Source organism: Burkholderia sp. AU33545, from assembly GCF_020419685.1.
Lineage (GTDB): Bacteria > Pseudomonadota > Gammaproteobacteria > Burkholderiales > Burkholderiaceae > Burkholderia > Burkholderia diffusa.
Map to the genome: position 1 here is coordinate 447,174 of NZ_JAIZRQ010000007.1, position 20,791 is coordinate 467,964.

Consider the following 20,791-nt stretch of genomic DNA (forward strand, 5'->3'; position numbering starts at 1 on the left):
CAACGGGGGAATCCGACCATGAAACGAATCCGCTCATTCGCACTGTTCGCGCTGCCGGCTGCGCTCTGCGCCGGAGGCGCGCACGCGCAAAGCAGCGTCACGCTTTACGGCATCGCCGACGCGGGCATCGCATACGTGCACAACGCGCAGAACGCGAGCGGCGGCAACGCGTCGAGCCTCATCAAGTTCAGCAGCGGCAACCTGTCGGGTAGCCGCTGGGGGCTGCGCGGCATCGAGGATCTCGGCAGCGGCCTGTCCGCACTGTTCCAGCTCGAGAACGGCTTCAACATCGGCACCGGCGCGCTCGGCCAGGGCCAGCGCGAATTCGGCCGCAAGGCCGTCGTCGGCCTCGCGAGCAGCACGTACGGCACCGTGACGCTCGGCCGCCAGTACGATCCGGTCGTCGATCTCGTGCAGGGCCTCACGCAGGACAACTACTTCGGCGGCGTATTCTCGACGCCGGGCGACCTCGACAACTACGACAACAGCTTGCGCGTCAGCAACTCGGTGAAGTACACGAGCCCGCTGATCTCGGGCTTCCAGTTTGAGGCGCTGTACGGCTTCGGCGGCGTCGCGGGCGCCACCGGCAACGGCCGCACGTACAGCTTCGGCGCGAGCTACGCGAACGGCCCGCTGTCGCTCGGCGCCGGCTTCTTCTACGCGAACGGCGGCTCGACGGTCGCGAATGGCGTGCGCACGTGGTCGAGCAGCTCGGACACGCTGTTCAACACCGTGATCAACCAGGGTTTCTCGAGCGCGAAGTCGATCCAGATCGTGCGCGTGGCCGGCCAGTACGTGGCCGGGCCGGCGACCTTCGGCCTCGCGTATTCGAACACGCAGTACGGCGCGGACACGCTGTCGGCCTTCACGCAGAACGCGAAGTTCAACAACGGCTCGGCGTTCTTCAACTGGCAGTTCTCGCCGGCGCTGCGCGCGGGCGTCGGCTACAACTACACGTCGCTGACGGGCCCGGCTTCCGCGCACTACAACCAGGTGAACCTCGGCGCGGACTACGCGCTGTCGAAGCGCACCGACCTGTATGCGCTGTTCGGCTATCAGAAGGCGAGCGGCAATACGCTCAACGCGAGCGGTGCGACCGTGAAGGCCGCCGCGTCGGTCGGCTCGTACGGCGTGAACTCCGGCGCCGATACGCAAGAACTGGCGGTCGTCGGGATTCGCCACAAGTTCTGATCGCGACGTCGCATCGCGCGAACCACGCAGGCGCGCACCATGGTGCGCGCCTGCGCCGTTTACGCTGTCGCGTTCCCACTCGAGACGTTCAGATCGACCTGGCGTTCAAACCGGGCGACGCGGTTGCCGTAAGTCGAAACGCCGGCCTAATGCCGCCGCAATCCGCCACTCCCGCTCATGCCACCGAATGAATGCATGCCGCCGAACCCGTGGCCCCCGCCGCCGATGAACGGGCCGCGGTGAAAGCCCGACCCCATCGGCATGCCGAAGTGGCGATGATCCATCCGGTTGAAGTGATCGAAGTGGTGGAAATGACGGAACCGATCGACGAAGATGAAGCTCACGCCCGCGCCGATGAAAAGCGGCGGCCCCCAGTACCACGGGTCGGGATACGGATAGGCCGCCGCCGGGTACCACAGCACGCTGCCGTCGTCGCTTTGCACGATCTGCCATGTGCCATCGCGTTGCAGGCACGCCCGTCCCACGATTTGCTGTTCCGTGCCGTCGATGTTCGCGTGCGCGACGACCGCGCGGCAGTTTGTGCCGTAGTCCGGCAATTCGTCGTCCATTTGCGCAAGGACAGGCGCGGAAAGGAAAAGACAGACGATGCCTATTCCGAATCGAAACATGGTGCACATGATCGGCTCCCGCATTGTTGCCCCCGACCACACCACCACCGGTGTCACTGGCGGCGCCCGGCACGCCGGTTTGCTTGCGCAAGATTCATCGCGCGGCGGTAACGGGCCGCCGCTTCGTATCGGGTCTCCTGACAGCAAAACGAAGCAGCACGCCCGGTTATTCCAGGGGTCGGGATGCGAATGAAGGAAGCGGGAACCGTCGGCAATCGTTGCCGCGGTGAGCATCAAACCGGGCGTTTGACGACGTGGTAGACAGCCGCTGCCGTGACCCCGAATACCAGATGGGCCACCAGCGTGATCGCGCCGCGAACCGCGATGAACCACGGAAAGATCGCCGTGAAGGCGTGAAGGTTGACGCCGTACAGGATGAGTCCGAACACGCCGCCTGCGAGAAGCGCCGCCCCGAGCGACATGTTCCGCACCACCATCGCCAGCACGGCCGCATAGGCAAGCGAGAGCGCGGCATGCACGAGTGTCGCGACACCCATGACGATCGGGTCGAAGCCGGTGGACGTTCCGAGCACGCTGCGCCCCAACACGATGGCTGCAGTCAGGCGCGCGTCGCGAAACAGGTTCCGGATGGCATCATCGCCGGCGATCGACCAGAGCAGCAGCTCGATGACGGTCGACCCGACCGCCGCGCCAAACGCCGCCCAGAGAATCGGGACCGGACTGATTCGTTTCAATTGGCGCCCCCATGGCGACCGGCTGATGTATCGCCGCGGCGTGCGGCCCATCCGCTGCGACTACGATCGGGCAACGCGTGCGTGCGATACCGACCCGGGCCGCCACGCAACGTTACGACGCCCCTTCGCAGTCCGTCCAGTACGCAAACGGATCGCGATGCTTGGGATAGTTCTCGTCAAGCCATTTCAGCAACGTCGCGCGGGCATTGTCCATCTCGGCCTTCAACGACGAGGTCGTCAATTCGTGCACTTCGATGGACTTTTCCCGATCGATCACGAAGCAGTTCCAGTCGGGGCCATCGAGATCGGGATCGTCGGACGCCTTCGATGACTTGCCCCAGCCGAACCCCTTGCGGGCGTCGATGTAGTACCGCGGGTTCACTTTCAGATACGACATCTCGCCGCCCTGCAGGCTGCTCTCCGCGCGCAGCACGTCGTGTCCGTCGACGATCTGCGTAACTTCCGGAAGCCGGCGCGATCGCCATCCGGCAGGCAGCTTCGCGATGGCCTGAACGCTATCGTACGTCCCCCACTCGAGGCCCCACGCTTCGGCCATGCGCTTCATGAACGCGTCCGCACCCGGATAGCCGCGCAACTGGATTCTGGTCGATAGCGTCACTTCCACCCGGCCGTCGGCGTCGGTAGACACATCGTCCCCCGCCGCATCGAACGGATTGCCCGGGCGTGACGCGCTCTTCGCATCCGCCGGCGCAATGCCCGAGAACAACTGATCGAGCGCAGCACGCGCTTTCGACGACTTGTCTGGTCTGTTCATCGTGTACCTCCGGTGCATCCGAACGACTGCAAAATTACTCGATTTACGTTCATCTCTCCAACCTCATCATTTTCCGCGGTCGCATTGTCGACGATCCCGCGGCCCATCTGTATGTATCCACGCACAGGCCTCGGGCGCGCCGCCGAAGCAGGCCCCCACGCCCACACAACCTAACTCTGTTCCCCCAGCGCCGCCCGCATCCGCTCCATCAACGCGAGCACCTCCGGCCGATTCTCCCCCTTCGCATGCACGAAGTGATAACGGAGCGGCGAATCGACCTCACGACGGCTCACCCGAACGAGCGCGCTGCGCTTCAGATATGCGTCCGCGAGCGGCGTTCGCGCCAGCGCCACGCCGAGCCCGGCTTCGGCTGCCGCCAGCACCAGGTTGTAATCCTCGAAACGGCGATCCAGCACCCGCGGCTTGAACGGAATGCCCAGCGACTCGAACCAGGTGCGCCATCCGGTCACGTCGGAATCGTGCAGCAGCGGCATCTCGAGCAGCGCGGCATCGCCGCGCCGGCGGCGCGTCTTTGCCAGTTGCGCGGCGAGCCGCGGATGCGCGACCGGATAAAGCCGTTCCGGCATGAACGCGCGGGTTTCGAGCTGACGCCAGTTGCCGCGCCCATACCGGATCGACAGATCCGCTTCGCCGCCGGCGATATCGACGTTGCGAAGCTCGATGCCGAGTTCGATGCGCAACGCGGGTGCCTCGCTCTCGAGCGCCTGCTGCCGCTCGAGCAGCCAGAGCTGCGCGAATGCCGGCACCACACTCATCCTGACCAGTCGCGGTGTGCGCGGCGAGCGCCACTGATCGGCCGCGCTGTCGATGATCGCAAACGCCTGTTCGATCCGCCCGACGAAGCGCTGCCCGTCCGGCGTCAGGCGCACGCCGCGTGCATGACGTTCGAACAGTGCCATGCCCAGCCAGTTTTCCACGGCGGCCACCCGCCGGCTGATCGCACCGTGCGTCACGCCGGAGACGTCTGCGGCCGCCAGGAACGAACCCTGACGCGCAACCGTACACACGGTCTCCAGGCTGGCGAGCGGCGGCCGCGGGCCAGGTGCCGGCGCTGCAAGCGGCAGCGCATCCGTCACCTGACGTGCGCGCGCCGGACTCGCGGCTCGCCGCCGAACCGAGCTGTGAGTCATGGTCATATCTGAATGTTGATCTGTGCGCTAGCTTAACATCTCGCGACATCGCACCATTGCCGCATGAATACCCTTTCCTCACCGTCGTCGCGCGGCGCGCGACAACCGCTCGTCGCGGCAGGCGCGGTCGCGTTCACGATCATGTCGTGGGCCTCCGCATTCCCGTTCATCCGGATCGGCCTGCACGGCCTGGCGCCCCTGCAACTCGCGGCGGCGCGCTTTGCTACCGCCGCGTTGCTCGTGATCGCGTGGCTTGCGTGGCGACGGCCTCCAAGGCCCACGAAACGCGATGCGTTGCGCTTCCTGGCCTGCGGTTTCCTCGGCATCGCACTCTATAACGCACTGCTCAATACCGGCGAGCAGACCGTATCGGCCGGCGCGGCGAGTTTCATCGTGAACACGCTGCCGATCTTCACCGCGCTGCTTGCCGCGATGTTTCTCGGCGAACGATTCAATCGGTGGGGATGGCTCGGTTCGCTGGTCAGCCTCGCCGGCATCGGCGTAATTGCGCACGGGCAGCCGGGCGGGCTTGTGCTCGGCTCGGGGAGCACGCTGATTCTCGGTGCGGCCCTGTGTTCGGCGAGCTATTTCGTGTTGCAGCGGCGGCTGATTCCCGTATACGGTGCGCTGCCCTGCGCCGCGTACACGCTGCTGGCCGGTGCGCTGCTGCTCACGCCCTGGTTGCCCGGCGCGCTCGACTCGCTCGGTGGCGCGTCGCACGACACGACGCTGGCGGTATTGATCCTCGGCGTATTTCCCGCGGCACTCGGTTACGCGACCTGGACCTTCGCACTCGGCTACTTCGGTGCGGCGCGCGCCGCCAACTTTCTCTATCTTACGCCAGCGGTGGCGACAGCTCTGTCGATGATGCTGACGGGCGAGCGGCCCGGCATCGAGACGGTATGCGGCGGCCTGCTGGCGATTGCAGGCGTGATCGTGGTCGCCTTGCGCGGGCGGTCGCAGGGTCGCGATCGCAACGCGTAACCTCACCTGTCCGTCGAGCCGGAAGCGGGCAGGCCCAGGCGAACTCCGGCATCTGCGAAACCGAGTGCTACGTCCGGGCCGTCGGCCTGCGCCAATTCGTCGACGCCGGTAGGCTTGACCGTTAGTTGCACTCGAGAAAGCTTTTCCATGAACCCGGCTGCGCGATGGCGAGCGTCCAAACTGTGCAGACAAATCGACCGAACAGTTCCCGACTGACCGCACATCAGTGTCCATGGCTTCGCCCCTGCGACCGGCCGAATAATGGATACCGTCGTAAGGCCATCGACAGCGAATCGCAGCCCTTGGCTCGCTGCGGCGCACGATTTCCGGCATCCGGCACCCTGGCAGTCCGCGCGCCGAACCGTGTCGCGCCGCCCCACTACGCGATTCGCCGCAGCGCGCAAAATCGGCTTCGGATATATTCATACGAATTGCATGGCGTCAGGCGCGGGGCAGTCGCTCGCCCGGGCGGCATGCGAGCGAAGCCCATGATGGGTACGGAGACTCGTCCGATCGCCCCGGCCCGCAGCCGGCCGGTCGAGACGTCAATAGAAAGACATTCAATTCGGAGATGGCAGATGGAACGAAGCACTGTCGGCATGCGCTGCAAACCCCTGATCACCGTCGCACTGGCCGCCGCCGCGTTCGCGGCCGCGTCGGGCGCGATGGCCGACCAGGTCGTGAAGATCGGCAGCGTGGAACCGACGACGGGCGGCATCTCGCACCTCGGCAAGGACAACGAGAACGGCGCGCGCCTCGCGGTCGAGGAAATCAACGCGAAGGGGCTGACGATCGGTGGCAAGAAGGTCACGCTGCAGCTCGACGCACAGGATGACGCGGCCGACCCGCGCCAGGCCACCCAGGTCGCGCAGAAGCTCGTCGACGACAAGGTCGTCGCCGTCATCGGCCACCTGAACTCGGGCACGTCGATCCCGGCGTCGAAGATCTACAGCGACGCGGGCATCGTGCAGATCTCGCCGTCGGCCACGAACCCCACCTACACGCAGCAAGGCTTCAAGACGACCTACCGCGTCGTCGCGACCGACGCGCAGCAGGGCCCGGCGCTCGCGAGCTACGCGCAGTCGAAGGGCGTGAAGAGCGTGGCGGTGATCGACGATTCGACCGCCTATGGCCAGGGTCTCGCAAACGAGTTCGAGAAGAAGGCGAAAGCGCTCGGCCTGAAGGTGCTGTCGCACGACGCGACCAACGACAAGGCGGTCGACTTCCGCGCGATTCTGACGAAGGTCAAGGGCGAGAACCCGGACGCGATCATGTACGGCGGCATGGACGCCACCGGCGGCCCGCTCGCGAAGCAGGCGAAGCAGCTCGGCCTGCGAGCGAAGATCCTGTCCGGCGACGGCGTGTGCACCGACTCGCTCGCCGAACTGGCCGGCCCTGCGGCAGACAACGTGCTGTGCTCGCAGGCCGGCGCCGCGCTCGAGAAGATGCCGGGCGGCGCGACGTTCCTCGCCAAGTATCAGAAGCGCTTCAACCAGGGTATCAAGTTCGATGCGCCGTTCGCGTACGACGCGGTCTACATCGCGGTTGACGCGATGAAGCGCGCGAACTCGACGGACCCGGCGAAGATCCTCGCGGCGATGCCGTCGACGAAGTATGAAGGCGTGATCGGCACGACGACGTTCGACGCGAAGGGCGACCTGACGCACGGAATCATCTCGATCTACGGCTACAAGAGCGGCAAGAAGACCTTCCTCGACCAGGTGAAGATGTAACGCCCCGCGACGCCGGCACGACGGGAACGCCATCCGTCGGCGCCGGCGCCGTGCGGTGCCGATTCAAGTTTTGCGGAGATGAAGCGACATGTGTGCAATGGCGTATGCGGAATTTCAACAGGAGTTGAAGAAAGCGCAGTTGACGGCTCGGGAATTCGCCCGCCTGATCCGGATGAACGAAAGTTCCATCACGAACTATTCGAGCAAGGGCACCGTCCCTTCCCACCTCGCGGTCATCGCGACCCTGATCGGTGCGCTCGCCGCGCACGAGATCGATTTCCGGCACGTCATCGGTAAAACGGGTATCGAGCCTAAACGGCCGCGCGGCGTCGGTGCGTTTCCGGCAGCGCGCAAGCCGCGCGTGCGGAAGACCGCGAAAGCCGGCTCGTGAGCCGGGACGTGCGTCAGTCGCGGCATCGCACGTGTCGTTCGATCCGGCGCGCGCCCGATACCTTCACGCCTGCTGCCGCGCCACACGCGCGGCCCGCCCGTTACCCCGCCGCACGCACGTGATCGAGCAGCGCCTGCAGCGGATGACGCACCTGCCGCGCGGACATGCGCTTCACCTGGCTGCGGCACGAATACCCGGTCGCCAGCGCTTCGCCCTCCTCTTCCGGCGCATCGACATGCGCGGCCCACGATTGCGCATAGATCGCCTGCGACGTCTGCAGGTTGCGCGCCTCGTGCCCGTAGGTCCCCGACATCCCGCAGCAGCCGGCCGCCTGAACCGCCAGGCGCAGCCCGCGACGCGCGAACACCTGTGCCCACTGCTTGCCGCTGTCCGGCGCGTTGGTCTTCTCGGTGCAATGCGGCAGCAGCCGATACGGTGCCGATACGCTGTCCGAACCCGCGCCCGCCGCTGACTCCGGCAGCGCGTGCAGCAGCCACTCCTGCGGCAGCGCAACCTTCGGCACGTCGGCAAGCCCCGTCACCTTCAGGTATTCCTGCCGATACGTGAGCGTCATCGCCGGATCGAGGCCGACCAGCGCGACGCCTGAGCGCGCGAGCGCGGCCAGTTGGGTCGCGTTGCGAATCGCCGCCTGCTCGAACGCGCGAAGGAAGCCCTGCACGTGCAGCGCCTTGCCGTTCGGCGCGAGCGGCGCGAGCCACACCTGGAAGCCGACGCGCGCCGCCAGCTCGATCAGCGTCGCCAGTTGCTCGGTATCGAAATAGCGCGTGAACGTGTCCTGCACGATCACGACGCTGCGCGCGCGCTGCGCATCGCTCAGCGCGGCGAGCGCCCGCGGATCGGCCGGCCGCACGTTCCACTGCCGGATCACGGCCGCGAGGTCGAAGCGGCTCAGGAGCGGGCTGTCGACCATACCGAGGTGCCGCTCGAGCAGCATGCGCACCCAGCCGGCGCGCATCAGGCCGTTGTACAGCGCGGGCACGCGCGCCATCCACGGCATCGTGAATTCGAGCGAGCCGATCAGGTAGTCGCGCAGCGGCCGCAGGTAGCGCTGGTGATACAGCTCGAGAAAACGCGAGCGAAACTCGGGTACGTTGACCTTGACCGGGCACTGCCCCGCACACGACTTGCACGCGAGACAGCCGGCCATCGCGTCGTACACCTCGTGCGAGAAGTCGGCTTCCCCGCTGCGCGCGGCGCGGCTGTTGCGCCAGCGGGCAACGCGGCCACGCATGAACGGCTGCCGCGCACGCGCCGCCGCGACGACGTCGATGCCGGCCTGTCCTTGCAGACGCAACCATTCGCGCATCAACGACGCGCGCCCCTTCGGCGACTGCACGCGTTCGCGCGTCACCTTCCACGACGGGCACATCGCGTCGTCCGGATCGAAGTTGTAGCACGCGCCGTTGCCGTTGCAGTGCATCGCCGTGCCGTAGCTCTGCCACACGCGCTCGTCGATCTGCCGGTCATGGTCGCCGCGCGTCGGCACTTCGTCGATCTTCAGCAGCCGCAGCGTGTTGTCCGGCGGCGTCGCGATCTTGCCCGGGTTGAACTGGTTGTGCGGATCGAACGCGGCCTTCAGCTGCTGCAGCGACGGATACAGCTCGCCGAAGAACGCCGGCGCATATTCGGAGCGCACGCCCTTGCCGTGTTCGCCCCATAACAGGCCACCGTGCCGCCGCGTGAGTTCGGCCACCGCGTCCGACACCGGCCGCACCAGCGCGGCCTGCCGCGGGTCCTTCATGTCCAGCGCCGGGCGCACGTGCAGCACGCCCGCGTCGACGTGACCGAACATCCCGTACTGCAGCCCGTGGCCGTCGAGCAGCGCGCGGAATTCGGCGATATACGCGGCGAGATTCTCGGGCGGCACCGCCGTGTCCTCGACGAACGGTTGCGGACGCGCCTCGCCCTGCACATTGCCGAGCAGGCCGACCGCGCGTTTGCGCATCGCGTACACGCGCTTCACCGCGTCGTCGCCAGTCGCGAGCGTGTGCCCCAGCCGCTCGACGCTCGTGTCGGTGCGCAAATGCTCGACGAATGCACGCACGCGCGCATCGACGTCGTCGGCATCGTCGCCGCTGAATTCGATCAGGTTGATGCCGAGCGTCGGACGCGCGTCGTCCTGCGGAAAATACTCGGCCACGCTGCTCCACACGAAATCCTTCATCGCGAGCATCAGCACCTTCGAGTCGACCGTCTCGATCGACAGCGGCTTGAGTTCGAGCAGCGCACGCGCATCGCGCAGCGCGTCCATGAAGCCGGCGTAGCGCACGTTGACCAGCACCGAATACTTCGGGATCGGCAGCACGTTCAGCTTCGCCTCGACGACGAAGCCGAGCGAGCCTTCGGCGCCGCACAGCACGCTGTTCAGGTTGAAGCGGCCGTCCGGTTCGCGCAGGTGCGCGAGGTCATAGCCGGTCAGGCAGCGATTGAGCTTCGGAAACTTCGCTTCGATCAGCGCGGCCTTGTCGTCGCTGATGCGGCGCGCGGTGCGATAGACCTTGCCGATGCGGTCCTGCCGCGCGCAGCGGCGCTCCAGTTCGTCGTCCGCGAGCGCGTCGCTGTGCAAGTGCTCGCCGCCCATCAGCACGAAGTCGAGCGCGAGCACGTGGTCGCGTGTCTTGCCGTACGTGCAGCTGCCCTGCCCGCTCGCGTCGGTGTTGATCATCCCGCCGACCGTCGCACGGTTCGACGTCGACAGCTCGGGCGCGAAAAAGAGGCCATGCGGCTTCAGCGCGGCGTTGAGCTGGTCCTTGACGACGCCCGCCTGCACGCGCACCCAGCGCTCGTCCGCGTTGATTTCCAGAATCCGGTTCATGTTGCGCGACAGATCCACGACCACACCGTCGGTCAGCGACTGCCCGTTGGTGCCCGTGCCGCCGCCGCGCGCCGCCACCGCGACGTCGCGGTGCGCGGGCTCGGCGAGCAGCCGGGCCACCAGCCGGACGTCGTCCGCATGCGCGGGACAGATCACCGCTTGCGGCAGGCGCTGGTAGATCGAGTTGTCGGTGGCCTGAACCGTCCGGTTCGCATGGTCCGCGCGGATTTCCCCGGCGAATCCGGCCGCCTGGAGGGCGGCGAGAAAGTCACGGTACGCGTTCGCGGGCGGGCTGGCGGGACGGGGCAACGGGGCGATCGACATGGGATAAAAGCGCAAGGTGGACGAACCGGTGTGCTCGCGTGCTCTGAAACATGAGTTTTGAGCAAGTTTCCACGCGGCCGGGAATTCCAGTATCTTTGTAAATTCCGCGAGAAACAAACGAATTCTCATCCGGCGAATATTGCATAAAACTCATGAATTACCGTCGCCTCACCCCATCGATGTCGCTGCTGCTCGTGTTCGAGGCAGCCGCGCGGCACGAAAACTACACGCGTGCAGCCGAGGAACTGTCGCTGAGCCAGAGCGCGATCAGCCGGCAGGTCCAGACGCTCGAGGATCAACTCGGCGTGCCGCTGTTCCGGCGCGAGGGCCGTTCCGTGAAGCTGACCGAAGTCGGGCGCCGCTACTTCGTCGAGCTGAGCGGCGCACTGGGGCGCATCCGCGGCGCGACGCTGCAGGCGATGTCCCACCAGGCCGGCGCCGGGACGCTGCGGCTCGCGACGTTGCCGACGTTCGGATCGAAATGGCTGCTGCCGCACCTGCACGACTTCTACGCCGCGCATCCGGGCGTGACCGTGCACCTTCATTCGCGGATCGGTGCGATCGATTTCCTCAACGACGACCTCGACGCAGCCATCACCGTCGGCGCGGACGACTGGCCCGGCCTGCACGCGCATCGGCTGTACAACGAGTTCCTGATCGCGATCGCGAGCCCTGACGCGGGCAGGCGCCGCAAGGCCGAAGCACGCACGCCTGCCTGGGCTGCGCAGCAGACGCTGCTGGGTGTAACGAGCAACCAGCAGGCGTGGGCCGAATGGTTCTCGCACTATCGGCTCGACCATCGCCAGATGCGTATCGGCCCGAGCTTCGAGCTGACGTCGCACCTGATCCAGGCCGTGCGGGCCGGGATGGGGATCGGGCTGGTGCCGAAGGTGCTGGTGGAAGACGAACTGAGCCGCAACGAGCTCGTGTCGATAGGCGACGCGATTACCAGCCAGCGCAGCTATTACCTCGTCTATCCGCCGGGGAACGAAACGCTGCCGTCGCTCGTCGCGTTCCGCGAATGGTTGCTGAAGTCGTGCTGAAACACCGCGGGTCAGGCCGCGATCCGATGATCGCCGGTCACGCGCGCCATTCGTCGAGAATCTGCTCGGCGAGGTAGTCGCACGGCGCACGCGCGGACTGCGCACTGCGCGCCAGCACGACCTCGAGCTCCCCCAGCGGCGGCAGCCCGTGGGCCTCCGAAAGCTGAACGAGATGATCGGGAATGCAGCAACGCGCCAGCGGCGCGACGGCGAGCCCGGCCTCGACCATGCTGAGCAGCCCGAGGTAGCTCGGGCTTTCATACGACATCCGGAACGGGATGTGCTGCCGGTTCAGCGCCTTGATCGCGTGATCGCGCGCCATGCTGCCGCCGTGCGTGAAAAAGGCCACCGGCAGCGGCCGCTCTTCCCAGACGTTCCGTTTCGGCGACCCGGTCCAGACGATCGGCTCCATCCGGATCAGCTCGCCGGTCACGCCCTTGATCCGCGTGAGACACGCGAGGTCGACCGTGTTGTCCTTCAGCATCGGCACGAGTGCGCTGCTCGGCTGGCCGATCACGCGCACTTCCACGCGCGGGTGCATCGCGGCGAATTTGCCGAGCACCTGCGGCAGCAGCGACGAAATGTAGTCGTCGGGCACGCCGATCGTCACGCGGCCGCGGATCTCCGGGCGCACCACCGACGCCCACGCCTCGTCGCGCATCGCCAGCATCCGGCGCCCGTATTCGGCGAGCGTCCTGCCGTCGTCGGTGGCCGTCACGTTGCGCGTATCGCGGATGAAGAGCGGCTTGCCGAGCGCATCTTCCAGCGCCTTGATCTGCATGCTCACCGCCGACGGCGACCGATGCACGGCCTGCGCGCCCTGCGCGAACGATCCGGATTCCGCAACTGCCACCACCATCGCCAGCACATCGAGGTCGAGCTTCTTCATTTTATTCAGAAAATCTGATCAATCGATTCAGTTTATCCCGTTTTACTGTTCACCTCCACGGTCGGACAATGAATCCCGTCAGCACTCGTTGCAGGAAGCGGAAAACATGCATACGTCCGGATCGCTCTACGGATTTCTCGCCATCGGCGGCATGCTCGCGGTCACGCCGGGGCCGAACATGGTCTACGTGATGTCGCGCTCGATCGCGCAAGGGCGCGCGGCCGGGCTCATTTCGCTGGCCGGCGTGATGATCGGTTACCTGATCTACATGTTCGGCGCGGCGTTCGGCATCACGACGCTGTTCATGAGCGTGCCTTATGCGGGCAGCGTGCTGGGCGCGATCGGTGCGGCCTACCTGCTGTACCTCGCTTGGCAGGCGGTCAGGCCCGGCGGCCGTTCGCCGTTCGAGGTGCGGACACTGCCGAACGAGCAGCCGCTGCGGCTGCTGGCGATGGGCGCGACGACCAGCGTGCTGAATCCGAAGCTCGCGATGCTGTTCGTGTCGCTGCTGCCGCAATTCATCGACTACCGGCAAGGTAGTGTGTTCGGCCAGTCGCTATTTCTCGGTTCACTGCTGATCGCCGCGTTCGCGTCGGCAAACGGGCTGGTGGCGATCTGCTCGAGCAGCATCGCGAAGTTCCTGCACGGGCGCCCGATGCTGCTGCTCGCGCAGCGCTGGGCGATGGGTCTTATCCTCGGCGGCCTCGGTGTGCAGATGGTTGTCGACGCATCGAAGATGGCGGGTGTGGCGTAATGGCCGCGAGTATGTCTGAAATGAAATCGGCCAGCAGGCGCCACACTGCCGGCCGTCACGCACATCAAGCTTTGAACGCGCCGTCGATGCAGCGCATTCACTTCGTCAGCAGTTCGGCTTCCAGCTCGCGCAACCGTTCCGGAAACCGGACGCGCAGCACCAGAAACCACCCGAGCCCGATCGCCAGCAGCGCGACGAACACATAAGGCAGCCATGCGTAGACGCCTTCCGGCACCGGATACACGCTGCCGGCGAGCGGAATCGCGAGCAGCACGACCGCAACGACGCTGATCGCCACGTGCCGCGCGCGAAGCTTGCGCTGCCGATGCAGATAAAGCGGCGCGCCGATCGCGACCAGCACGTAGGCGAGCAGCCAGCCATACGTCGCGATCGAGCTGAGATAGCCGTACGAATCGAGCAGCGCCGTGCCTCGCGCCGTCAACACCAGCGCGGTCGCCAGCGCCAGCGCCGCAATCAACGCGACTGCGACGTGCGGCGTCGCATTCGTCGCGTGCGCACGCCCGGTCGACGCATGCAGCACACCCTGCCGCCCGAACGTGTAGACGATCCGCGCCGCCGCATTGATCGACGAGAAGAACGCCGCGAAGAAGCTCAACGCCACCCCCGCGTCGATCAGCACGCCGATCCACCCGGCGCCCAGTCGATGCGCCAGCAACGCGAGCGGGCCGTCAACGCGGTCGAGCGGCGGCGTCTGGCCGTGGAACGCGCTCACCATTCCGTATGCGCCGATCACGAACAGGATCGCGGGTCCGACCACGCTGATCAGCACCGCGCGCGGAATCGCGCGAAACGGATCGCGCGCCTCGGCGCCGAGCACGGTCGCGCTCTCGAAACCCGTGAAGCTGAAGAACGCGAGCACCATCCCGAGCTGAAGCTGCGTTGGCTTCACGCCTTCGAGCGTGAGCTGTGCGCGATCGACCGGATGCGTGCCGAACGCGATCGTCGCGATCACGACGCCGGCGATCAGTAGCAACGTCGCGAGTTCGACGAGCAGCGTGAAGCGCGTTGAAAGCCGGATGTCGCGAAACGCGATATACCACGCGGCGAACGCGGTCACGATCGTGAGGCCCAGCACCGTGCCGACCGGCGTCGCGCTGCCGAGCAGCCCCGTTTCGCGGCCGAACACGAGAAACGTGTTGATCGTTCCCTGCAGGATGCCTGCTGCTGCCACCGCATAGGCGATCAGCAGCGACCAGCCGCAGATGGCGCCCCAGATCGGTCCAATGCCGGCCGACACGTATGCGTACAGCGCGCCCGGCGACGCCGAATCCCGCGCGAACACCGCGATGCTCCACGACGAGAACAGCAGCGCGACGATGGCGAACACGTATGCAAGCCACGTGCCGTTACCGGCCGTCGCGAATACGGCAGGGATCAGCACGCCGATCCCGCCCGACACGCCGACGAGACCGATCGACTGCGCGATCAGTTCGGGCAGGCTCAGGTAGTTGCGCCGCAGGCCGCCCGCCTGCGGCGCGGCGTCTTGCGCAGGCAGCGCCTGCGCGGATGTCGCTGGATAACTCATCGATTTGCCTCGTCAGGGATGAACCGGTGCGGCGTGCGCCGCGTCGGCGTCGGCGGCCGCCCGTCAATTCCAGGAATGGCGCGCAGGCTTCACGCCGTTGAGGTAGTAGTTGCCGATCGCGTGGTACTTCCAGCGCACCGGGTCGTGCAGTGTGTGCACGCGCGCGTTGCGCCAGTGGCGGTCGAAGTTGTATTTCGCCAGCGTCGATTTGCTGCCGCCGAGTTCGAACAGCTTGCTCGCGGCAAGCAGCGACACTTCGGTCGTCGCGATCTTCGCCTCGCCGACCGCGATAGCGGCCTGCGCGACCGCCTCCTCACCCGGCTCGCGCTTCGCCGCGTCGACGAAGCGCCCCGAGCGCGCGAGCAGCGCTTCGGCCGCATGCACGCGGTACGCGATATCGCCGATCTGCGCGACCGTCAGCGGGTCCTCGCTCGCGCGTTCGACGCCGCTGTCGATCCACGGGCGCGCATGCTGCCGCACGAACGCGATCGTGTCCTGTAGCGCGGCGCGCGCGATGCCGAGGTCGATCGCGGCGGTCGTGATCTGCGCAAACGGGCCCGCGAAGGTCGGGCGGTCGTACGAACGCTGCGTGTGGAAGATCTCGAACGCGCTCACACGCACATTCTCGACGATCACCGTGCCGCTCGCGGTCGTGCGTTGCCCGAAGCCGCTCCAGTCGTCCACCACGGTCAGCCCCGGCGCGCCCTGCCGCACGAACGCGAGCACCGCCTGGTCCGACTCGTCGAGCGCAAGCACCGGAATCCAGTGCGCGAACAGCGTGCCGGTCGAATAGAACTTGCGGCCGTTCAGCACGAACGCGTCGCCGTCGCGGCGCACGCGCGTCTGGATATCGAGCACATTCTTGCCGCCGGCCTCGGAAAACGCATTGCCGTAGCGCGTACCCTTCAGAACGAGATCGAAGAAGAAGCGCTTCTGCGCGTCGCTGCCTTCGAGGCGGATGTCCTCGATCAGGCAGTAGTGGTTCTGCGGGATCTGGCCGACCGACGGGTCCGCCTGCGACACGATCGCGATCACTTCGGCGAGCGTCACGCTCGACACCTCCGCGCCGCCGTATTCACGCGGGACGGTGATGCCCCACAGGCCGCTCGACGAGAACAGGTCGATCTCGTCGAACGGCAGTTTCCGCTCGCGGTCGCGCAGCGCGGCGTGCTCCGCCAGTCGCGCCGCGACCTGGTGTGCGACGTCGATCGCTTCGGCGTCGGAGCCGATGACGGGAACGGACGTAGCGCCCGCTTGCGATTGCGTGTTTTCTTCGATGATTTCCGTCGACATGAAATTTCCGGCAAAGCCCTTGAATCGGTTGACGACGCCGTGCAGGCAGCCGCCGACCTCCTGTTTCGATATCCGAAACGTCAAACCGGGTACGCTCACGATGGCCGCCGCCGGCGCACCCTTCGATCGTCCGGTGCGGCCCGCTTGACCGCCTTCATCACGCGGCGACTGCCTGCCGCTGCGCCTCGAGTTCGCGCACGAGCGGCAGCACGCGCTGGCCGAAGTACTCGACTTCCTCGATGAAATGCAGGAACCCGGCGAGCACGAGATCGACGCCGATCGCCTTCAGCGCGACGATCCGCTCGGCGATCTGTTGCGGCGTGCCGATCAGGTTCGTGCGGAAACCGTCGTTGTACTGCACGAGATCCTCGAACGTGGATTTCGCCCAGTTGCCCTCGCCTTCCGGTGACGCCTTGCCGGCCTCCTTCGCCGCATCGCCAAACGCATGCACGGCCTCGACGTGTGCATGGCGGACGATGTCGTCGAGCACGGCGCGCGCCTCTTCCTCGGTGTCGCGCGCGATCACGAACGCGTTGACGCCGATCCGCACGCGGTGGTTGTTCGCGGCCGCCTTCGCGCGGATGTCGTCGATCTGCGCCTTCAGGTTCTCCGGCGTATTGCCGTTCGTGAAATACCAGTCCGACACGCTGGCCGCGTTGTCGCGCGCCGCACGCGAACTGCCGCCCTGGAAAATCTCCGGGTGCGGTTTCTGCACGGGCTTCGGGCTCAGCGTGTAATCGTTGAAGCGGTAGAAGTCGCCCTTGAACGTGAAATTGTCCTGCGTCCAGATGCCCTTCAGCGCCTGAATGAACTCCTTCGAGCGCCGATAGCGTTCGTCGTGCTCGAGCCACGGCTCGCCGATCGCGGTGAATTCACCCTTGAACCAGCCGCTGACGACGTTGATCGCGATGCGTCCGTTCGAAATGTGGTCGATCGTCGCGAGCTGCTTTGCGACCACGGCCGGATGCCAGGGCCCCGGCAGGATCGCCGCGAGCACCTTCAGTTTGGTGGTCGCGTGCAGCAGCGCCTGGCTGAACGAGACCGACTCGTGCTGGTGTTCGGCGCCATAGCCGGCCGTGAAGCGGATCTGGCTCAACGCGTAGTCGAAGCCGGCCGCCTCGGCCGTGCGCGCGAGCTTCTGGTTGTATTCGAGGCTCCAGTCGGTACGCTGCTCGATCGTGCTGACGACGAGTCCGCCGCTGACGTTCGGCACCCAGTACGCGAATTTGACGCCGTCGGCCGGAGATTTGTGAATGCTCATGAGAGGTCCTGATCGAAGGGGGAAACGAAAGACGGGCTACGCGGCCGCGGCGGCAAGCGTTCTCGGACACAGTTGCGGCACCGCACGCTCCATCGCGAGCGCGATGCGTGCGCGCAATGCGGGGTTCGCGAATTCGTAGTGGTCGAAATCGCTTTCGGCTACATACAGGCCGATCGGCAGCGTGCGTGACGGACGTTGCAGGCCGCCCGACAGGGCGACCACGTCGAGGGTGTTGCTCATGCCATGCGTTCCCGTTGTCGAGCCGCGCGTTGCCGCGCCGATACGGTGTGGGGTTCGCAAGGAGCGTGCCATTCTCGACGGACGCGCGATCGTGGAGATCATCTGCATCGCGAAGTTTTATTCAATCGCCCATCGGGTAAGGCTTACGCGGACAAATAGCCAGCCATGGAAAGCGTTTCACCAATCGCATCGCATCGATATTCCACAGCGCGATGAACCGACGGAAACAGCGTTGCTGATGCGCTGCTGCTCAATCAGCAGTTTCGCGCCCTCCGTTCGTCAGATCGCTGCGATCGGACACCGTTTCATCCTGCACAGCAATCCGGCTTTCGTTATCAGAAATCGATGTTTCCCGTCCGGCCCAGAACACTGAACACTCTGATGATCAGGCAGCAACCGGACCGCGGCGCCAGTCGACGCTGGTTCGAACCGTTCGATCGACTCACGCCTTCATCGCCATGACCTCCCTGTTTGCAACGCCGCGTCCTGTCAATCTTCGTGTCGTCACAGCGCAGCCGGACGAATCGCGCGGCGCGCCCGTTCTCGAGCGCTCCACGCACCATGTGCGGGCCCGCGCCCGCGCGCCCGTGTTCGTCGACCCGCGTTCGCTCGCGCTGCTCGAACGCGTGCGGCTCGTCGCGCCGAGCGACGCAAACGTGCTGATCGTCGGCGAGACCGGCACCGGCAAGGAGTTGATCGCGCGCCAGGTGCACGACGGCAGTCATCGTTGCGGCGGCCCGTTCGTCGCCGTGAACTGCGGCTCGCTGTCCGACACGCTCGTCGACAGCGAACTGTTCGGTCATGAGAAAGGCGCATTCACGGGCGCGGTCGGCGCGAAGCCCGGCTGGTTCGAAGCCGCGAACGGCGGCACGCTGTTTCTCGACGAAATCGGCGACCTGCCGCTGTCGATGCAGGTCAAGCTGCTGCGCGTGCTGCAGGAGCGCGAGATCGTGCGGCTCGGCTCGCGCACGGGCATTTCGATCGACGTGCGCGTGGTGGCCGCGACCAACGTCGACCTGCAGCAGGCGGTGATGGACGGACGGTTTCGCGGCGACCTGTTCTACCGGCTCAACGTCGTGCGGCTCGACGTGCCGAGGTTGCGCGAACGGCCGGGCGACATCCTGCCGCTCGCGCGCCACTTCTTCGATGAATACCGCAGCCGCCTCGGCCATGGGCCGCGCAGCATCGACCCGCGCGCGGCGCGCCGGCTCGAAGCACATTCGTGGCCCGGCAATATCCGCGAACTGGAGAACGTGATCCATCACGCGCTGCTGGTGAGCCGCCACGATGCGCTGCAGGACACCGACCTGAACCTGTCGTCGTCATGCGTGCCGGCCGTGGCTGCCGGCGTGCGGGAAGCGGTAGGTCGCGTGCCCGCTCAGGATGCGCTCGAACTGGCACTGTGCGCGCTGTTCGACGAGGCGCACGAGAACCTGTTCGAACGCATCGAGGATACCGTGATGCGGGTCGCGTTCGATTTCAGTCACCGCAACCAGATCCAGGCCGCGCGACTGCTCGGCATCAGCCGGAACGTGTTGCGTGCGCGGCTGATTCGCGCGAAGGTGATCGCGGCGGTCAAGTAAGCGCGATCGCGCGGCTGCATGCGGTGCCGCGAGTCAGCAATGCGGGCGGCGGACGCTTCGGCACGTCGCAATTCATCGCCGGCATGAGCTGGCGAAGCCGATGCGCGACTCGCCTCCGCAACGGCGAGCAGCGCGTGGTCCAGCCGCTCGCCGTGCGGTACGCCACTATTTCCCGACGCCGCCCGTCACGCCGCCGAGCAACGATGTAACGGGGGCGAGCGGATTCGCCGAGGAACCCGCTCCGCCCGCCGCGCCACCGAGCGTGCCGGTGACCGTCGACACGAGATTCGTCACCGGCGCCAGCGGGCTCGCCGCGCCGGCACCGTTCGTGCCGCCGAGCGCACCGGTCAGCGACCCGAGCGGCGTCGAGCCGAGCCCCGACAGCAAGCCGCCGAGCGGGCCGGACGGGCTCGAACCGTTCGACGGGCCGTTCTGCACGGTGGCGACGGAAGCGCCCGCAAGACTCACGATCAGCCCGGGAATCGGCGCGACGCCGTTCGGACCGTTGTAGTTCACGAGTCCCCCCGCGTTCGTGACGGTATTGCCGATCGCGCCGACGAGCGCCCCCACCGAGCCGACGGCTGGCTGTGACGAAACGGATCCCATCCGCGAGCCCGTCGTCGCCAGCGCGCTGCCGACCTGCCCGAGCAAGCCGGCCACCGGCTGCCCGAGGCCCGTGGTCGCGCCGATCTGTTGCGTCGCCTGACCGGCCGTGATGACCAGCGGTGTGACGGCCGAACTGAGCGGCTGCGTGACCTGCTGCACGGCACCCGATGCCAGCGTCGCGCCGACCGTGTTGCCCGCCGCGCCGAGTCCTCCGGCCACGGTGTCGAGCACCGCGCCGACGGGTGTCGTCACCGGCGCGAGCGGCGCCAGCGGCCCCGAGCCGAGCGCGCGGACGGTCTGCGCGAGGCCCGCAACCGGATTCGCCGTTGCGCCGACGACGTCGCCGAGGCCGGCGACCGTCGTACCGACCGGGTTGGGCGTCGAACCGATCTTGCCGAGCCCGTCGCTGAGCGCATCGGCCGCGGCGCGCGAAATCGTGCTGACGCTCGAGATCGTGTCGCCTGCGCTGCGCGTCACGGTATTCCCGAGTACCGGTAACGACATCGCGCTGACGGTCGAGCCGACGCCGGCCGCGAGCGCGCCCGCGGTACTCACGACGCCGCGCGTGCCGGGGGCGCCGCTGGTGCCCCAACCCCCGTCGGGGGTGTTGCTGCCGGGCGTATTGCCGCCGATGGTTGCGCCGCCGGTGCTCGCGGCCGCGCTCGACGGCGCGGCGACGTCGGTGCCGCCACAGGCGGCCAGCATGCCGGCGGCGGCGAGCAACGCCGTGGACGTGACAATGCGGGTTCGATACATGGTGGTCTCCTCGCGGTCCGGGCGATGGAATGTTCGATTGAGGACCGGAGGAGAAACAGCATTTTCCATGCCATTGGCGCCAATCGAACGGGTCGTCCCGCCGCCACGCCA

General features: G+C 66.7%; 18 protein-coding genes and 1 pseudogene. 8 read left to right on the forward strand and 11 right to left on the reverse strand.

Features of this window, described 5'->3' with window-relative positions:
* Positions 1-18 precede the first annotated feature (18 nt).
* Positions 19-1,191: a porin gene (locus LGM71_RS24855; protein WP_226116953.1), complete on the forward strand. Its 1,173-nt coding sequence runs from the start codon at positions 19-21 to the stop codon at positions 1,189-1,191.
* A gap of 146 nt (positions 1,192-1,337) precedes the next feature.
* On the opposite strand, the gene LGM71_RS24860 is transcribed toward LGM71_RS24855, so the two are convergent.
* The 4 genes from LGM71_RS24860 to LGM71_RS24875 all read right to left on the reverse strand — a co-directional run bounded on the left by LGM71_RS24860 (position 1,338) and on the right by LGM71_RS24875 (position 4,447).
* Complete coding sequence (locus LGM71_RS24860) at positions 1,338-1,829, reverse strand: hypothetical protein (protein WP_226117073.1); 492 nt, start codon at positions 1,827-1,829, stop codon at positions 1,338-1,340.
* A gap of 224 nt (positions 1,830-2,053) precedes the next feature.
* Positions 2,054-2,515 (reverse strand): sodium:proline symporter, encoded by a 462-nt coding sequence (locus tag LGM71_RS24865; protein WP_226116955.1) that lies wholly within the window; start codon positions 2,513-2,515, stop codon positions 2,054-2,056.
* A 112-nt stretch (positions 2,516-2,627) separates the two neighbouring features.
* Positions 2,628-3,290 carry a nitroreductase gene (locus LGM71_RS24870; protein ID WP_226116957.1) on the reverse strand — a complete coding sequence of 221 codons (663 nt, stop codon included), beginning with the start codon at positions 3,288-3,290 and terminating at the stop codon, positions 2,628-2,630.
* Between the two features lie 170 nt (positions 3,291-3,460).
* A complete protein-coding gene (locus LGM71_RS24875) occupies positions 3,461-4,447 on the reverse strand; it encodes a LysR substrate-binding domain-containing protein (protein ID WP_226116959.1) in 987 nt (328 codons plus the stop codon).
* 57 nt (positions 4,448-4,504) lie between these two features.
* Here LGM71_RS24875 and LGM71_RS24880 point away from each other — a divergent pair, with 57 nt between their 5' ends.
* From LGM71_RS24880 to LGM71_RS24890, 3 genes are all read left to right on the forward strand, one after another.
* On the forward strand, positions 4,505-5,425 hold the full coding sequence (locus LGM71_RS24880; RefSeq protein WP_226116961.1) for a DMT family transporter: 921 nt from the start codon (positions 4,505-4,507) through the stop codon (positions 5,423-5,425).
* Between the two features lie 578 nt (positions 5,426-6,003).
* Positions 6,004-7,158, forward strand: a complete 1,155-nt coding sequence (locus LGM71_RS24885) for a branched-chain amino acid ABC transporter substrate-binding protein (RefSeq protein WP_226116963.1) — start codon at positions 6,004-6,006, stop codon at positions 7,156-7,158.
* A gap of 88 nt (positions 7,159-7,246) precedes the next feature.
* On the forward strand, positions 7,247-7,549 hold the full coding sequence (locus LGM71_RS24890) for a hypothetical protein (protein ID WP_059509270.1): 303 nt from the start codon (positions 7,247-7,249) through the stop codon (positions 7,547-7,549).
* Positions 7,550-7,649: 100 nt separating this feature from the next.
* Here the strand turns inward: LGM71_RS24890 and LGM71_RS24895 are convergent, their stop codons facing one another.
* On the reverse strand, positions 7,650-10,709 hold the full coding sequence (locus tag LGM71_RS24895; RefSeq protein WP_226116965.1) for an FAD-binding and (Fe-S)-binding domain-containing protein: 3,060 nt from the start codon (positions 10,707-10,709) through the stop codon (positions 7,650-7,652).
* Between the two features lie 152 nt (positions 10,710-10,861).
* On the opposite strand from LGM71_RS24895, the gene LGM71_RS24900 reads away from it, so the two are divergent.
* Positions 10,862-11,752, forward strand: a complete 891-nt coding sequence (locus tag LGM71_RS24900) for a LysR substrate-binding domain-containing protein (protein WP_226116967.1) — start codon at positions 10,862-10,864, stop codon at positions 11,750-11,752.
* Positions 11,753-11,789: 37 nt separating this feature from the next.
* On the opposite strand, the gene LGM71_RS24905 is transcribed toward LGM71_RS24900, so the two are convergent.
* Entirely contained in the window at positions 11,790-12,641 is an 852-nt protein-coding gene (locus LGM71_RS24905; protein ID WP_124629304.1) for a LysR substrate-binding domain-containing protein, read from the reverse strand.
* Between the two features lie 106 nt (positions 12,642-12,747).
* Here LGM71_RS24905 and LGM71_RS24910 point away from each other — a divergent pair, with 106 nt between their 5' ends.
* Positions 12,748-13,395, forward strand: a complete 648-nt coding sequence (locus tag LGM71_RS24910) for a LysE family translocator (protein ID WP_124904261.1) — start codon at positions 12,748-12,750, stop codon at positions 13,393-13,395.
* Between the two features lie 97 nt (positions 13,396-13,492).
* On the opposite strand, the gene LGM71_RS24915 is transcribed toward LGM71_RS24910, so the two are convergent.
* The 4 genes and pseudogenes from LGM71_RS24915 to LGM71_RS24930 all read right to left on the reverse strand — a co-directional run.
* A complete protein-coding gene (locus tag LGM71_RS24915; RefSeq protein WP_226116969.1) occupies positions 13,493-14,941 on the reverse strand; it encodes an APC family permease in 1,449 nt (482 codons plus the stop codon).
* A 63-nt stretch (positions 14,942-15,004) separates the two neighbouring features.
* Positions 15,005-16,234, reverse strand: coding sequence for an SfnB family sulfur acquisition oxidoreductase (locus LGM71_RS24920; RefSeq protein ID WP_226116971.1), 1,230 nt, complete (start codon positions 16,232-16,234; stop codon positions 15,005-15,007).
* A gap of 157 nt (positions 16,235-16,391) precedes the next feature.
* Complete coding sequence (gene sfnG, locus LGM71_RS24925) at positions 16,392-17,495, reverse strand: dimethylsulfone monooxygenase SfnG (protein WP_124629296.1); 1,104 nt, start codon at positions 17,493-17,495, stop codon at positions 16,392-16,394.
* A gap of 36 nt (positions 17,496-17,531) precedes the next feature.
* Positions 17,532-17,684 (reverse strand): annotated as a pseudogene (locus LGM71_RS24930) (FMN reductase); the annotation flags it as partial.
* A gap of 142 nt (positions 17,685-17,826) precedes the next feature.
* Here LGM71_RS24930 and LGM71_RS24935 point away from each other — a divergent pair.
* Together LGM71_RS24935 and LGM71_RS24940 are read left to right on the forward strand one after the other, a co-directional pair.
* Entirely contained in the window at positions 17,827-18,108 is a 282-nt protein-coding gene (locus tag LGM71_RS24935; RefSeq protein WP_226116973.1) for a hypothetical protein, read from the forward strand.
* An 85-nt stretch (positions 18,109-18,193) separates the two neighbouring features.
* Complete coding sequence (locus LGM71_RS24940) at positions 18,194-19,318, forward strand: sigma-54 interaction domain-containing protein (RefSeq protein ID WP_226116975.1); 1,125 nt, start codon at positions 18,194-18,196, stop codon at positions 19,316-19,318.
* A gap of 165 nt (positions 19,319-19,483) precedes the next feature.
* Here the strand turns inward: LGM71_RS24940 and LGM71_RS24945 are convergent, their stop codons facing one another.
* Positions 19,484-20,680, reverse strand: a complete 1,197-nt coding sequence (locus LGM71_RS24945; protein ID WP_226116977.1) for a collagen-like triple helix repeat-containing protein — start codon at positions 20,678-20,680, stop codon at positions 19,484-19,486.
* Between the last annotated feature and the right edge of the window lie 111 nt (positions 20,681-20,791).

Bases quoted from the DNA above. Each gene is read 5' to 3' on its own strand.
- LGM71_RS24855 (WP_226116953.1), top strand. From the start codon at position 19: ATGAAACGAATCCGCTCATTCGCACTGTTCGCGCTGCCGGCTGCGCTC.
- LGM71_RS24860 (WP_226117073.1), bottom strand. From the start codon at position 1,829: ATGTGCACCATGTTTCGATTCGGAATAGGCATCGTCTGTCTTTTCCTT.
- LGM71_RS24870 (WP_226116957.1), bottom strand. From the start codon at position 3,290: ATGAACAGACCAGACAAGTCGTCGAAAGCGCGTGCTGCGCTCGATCAG.
- LGM71_RS24875 (WP_226116959.1), bottom strand. From the start codon at position 4,447: ATGACCATGACTCACAGCTCGGTTCGGCGGCGAGCCGCGAGTCCGGCG.
- LGM71_RS24880 (WP_226116961.1), top strand. From the start codon at position 4,505: ATGAATACCCTTTCCTCACCGTCGTCGCGCGGCGCGCGACAACCGCTC.
- LGM71_RS24885 (WP_226116963.1), top strand. From the start codon at position 6,004: ATGGAACGAAGCACTGTCGGCATGCGCTGCAAACCCCTGATCACCGTC.
- LGM71_RS24890 (WP_059509270.1), top strand. From the start codon at position 7,247: ATGTGTGCAATGGCGTATGCGGAATTTCAACAGGAGTTGAAGAAAGCG.
- LGM71_RS24895 (WP_226116965.1), bottom strand. From the start codon at position 10,709: ATGTCGATCGCCCCGTTGCCCCGTCCCGCCAGCCCGCCCGCGAACGCG.
- LGM71_RS24900 (WP_226116967.1), top strand. From the start codon at position 10,862: ATGAATTACCGTCGCCTCACCCCATCGATGTCGCTGCTGCTCGTGTTC.
- LGM71_RS24905 (WP_124629304.1), bottom strand. From the start codon at position 12,641: ATGAAGAAGCTCGACCTCGATGTGCTGGCGATGGTGGTGGCAGTTGCG.
- LGM71_RS24910 (WP_124904261.1), top strand. From the start codon at position 12,748: ATGCATACGTCCGGATCGCTCTACGGATTTCTCGCCATCGGCGGCATG.
- LGM71_RS24915 (WP_226116969.1), bottom strand. From the start codon at position 14,941: ATGAGTTATCCAGCGACATCCGCGCAGGCGCTGCCTGCGCAAGACGCC.
- LGM71_RS24920 (WP_226116971.1), bottom strand. From the start codon at position 16,234: ATGTCGACGGAAATCATCGAAGAAAACACGCAATCGCAAGCGGGCGCT.
- sfnG (WP_124629296.1), bottom strand. From the start codon at position 17,495: ATGAGCATTCACAAATCTCCGGCCGACGGCGTCAAATTCGCGTACTGG.
- LGM71_RS24940 (WP_226116975.1), top strand. From the start codon at position 18,194: ATGACCTCCCTGTTTGCAACGCCGCGTCCTGTCAATCTTCGTGTCGTC.
- LGM71_RS24945 (WP_226116977.1), bottom strand. From the start codon at position 20,680: ATGTATCGAACCCGCATTGTCACGTCCACGGCGTTGCTCGCCGCCGCC.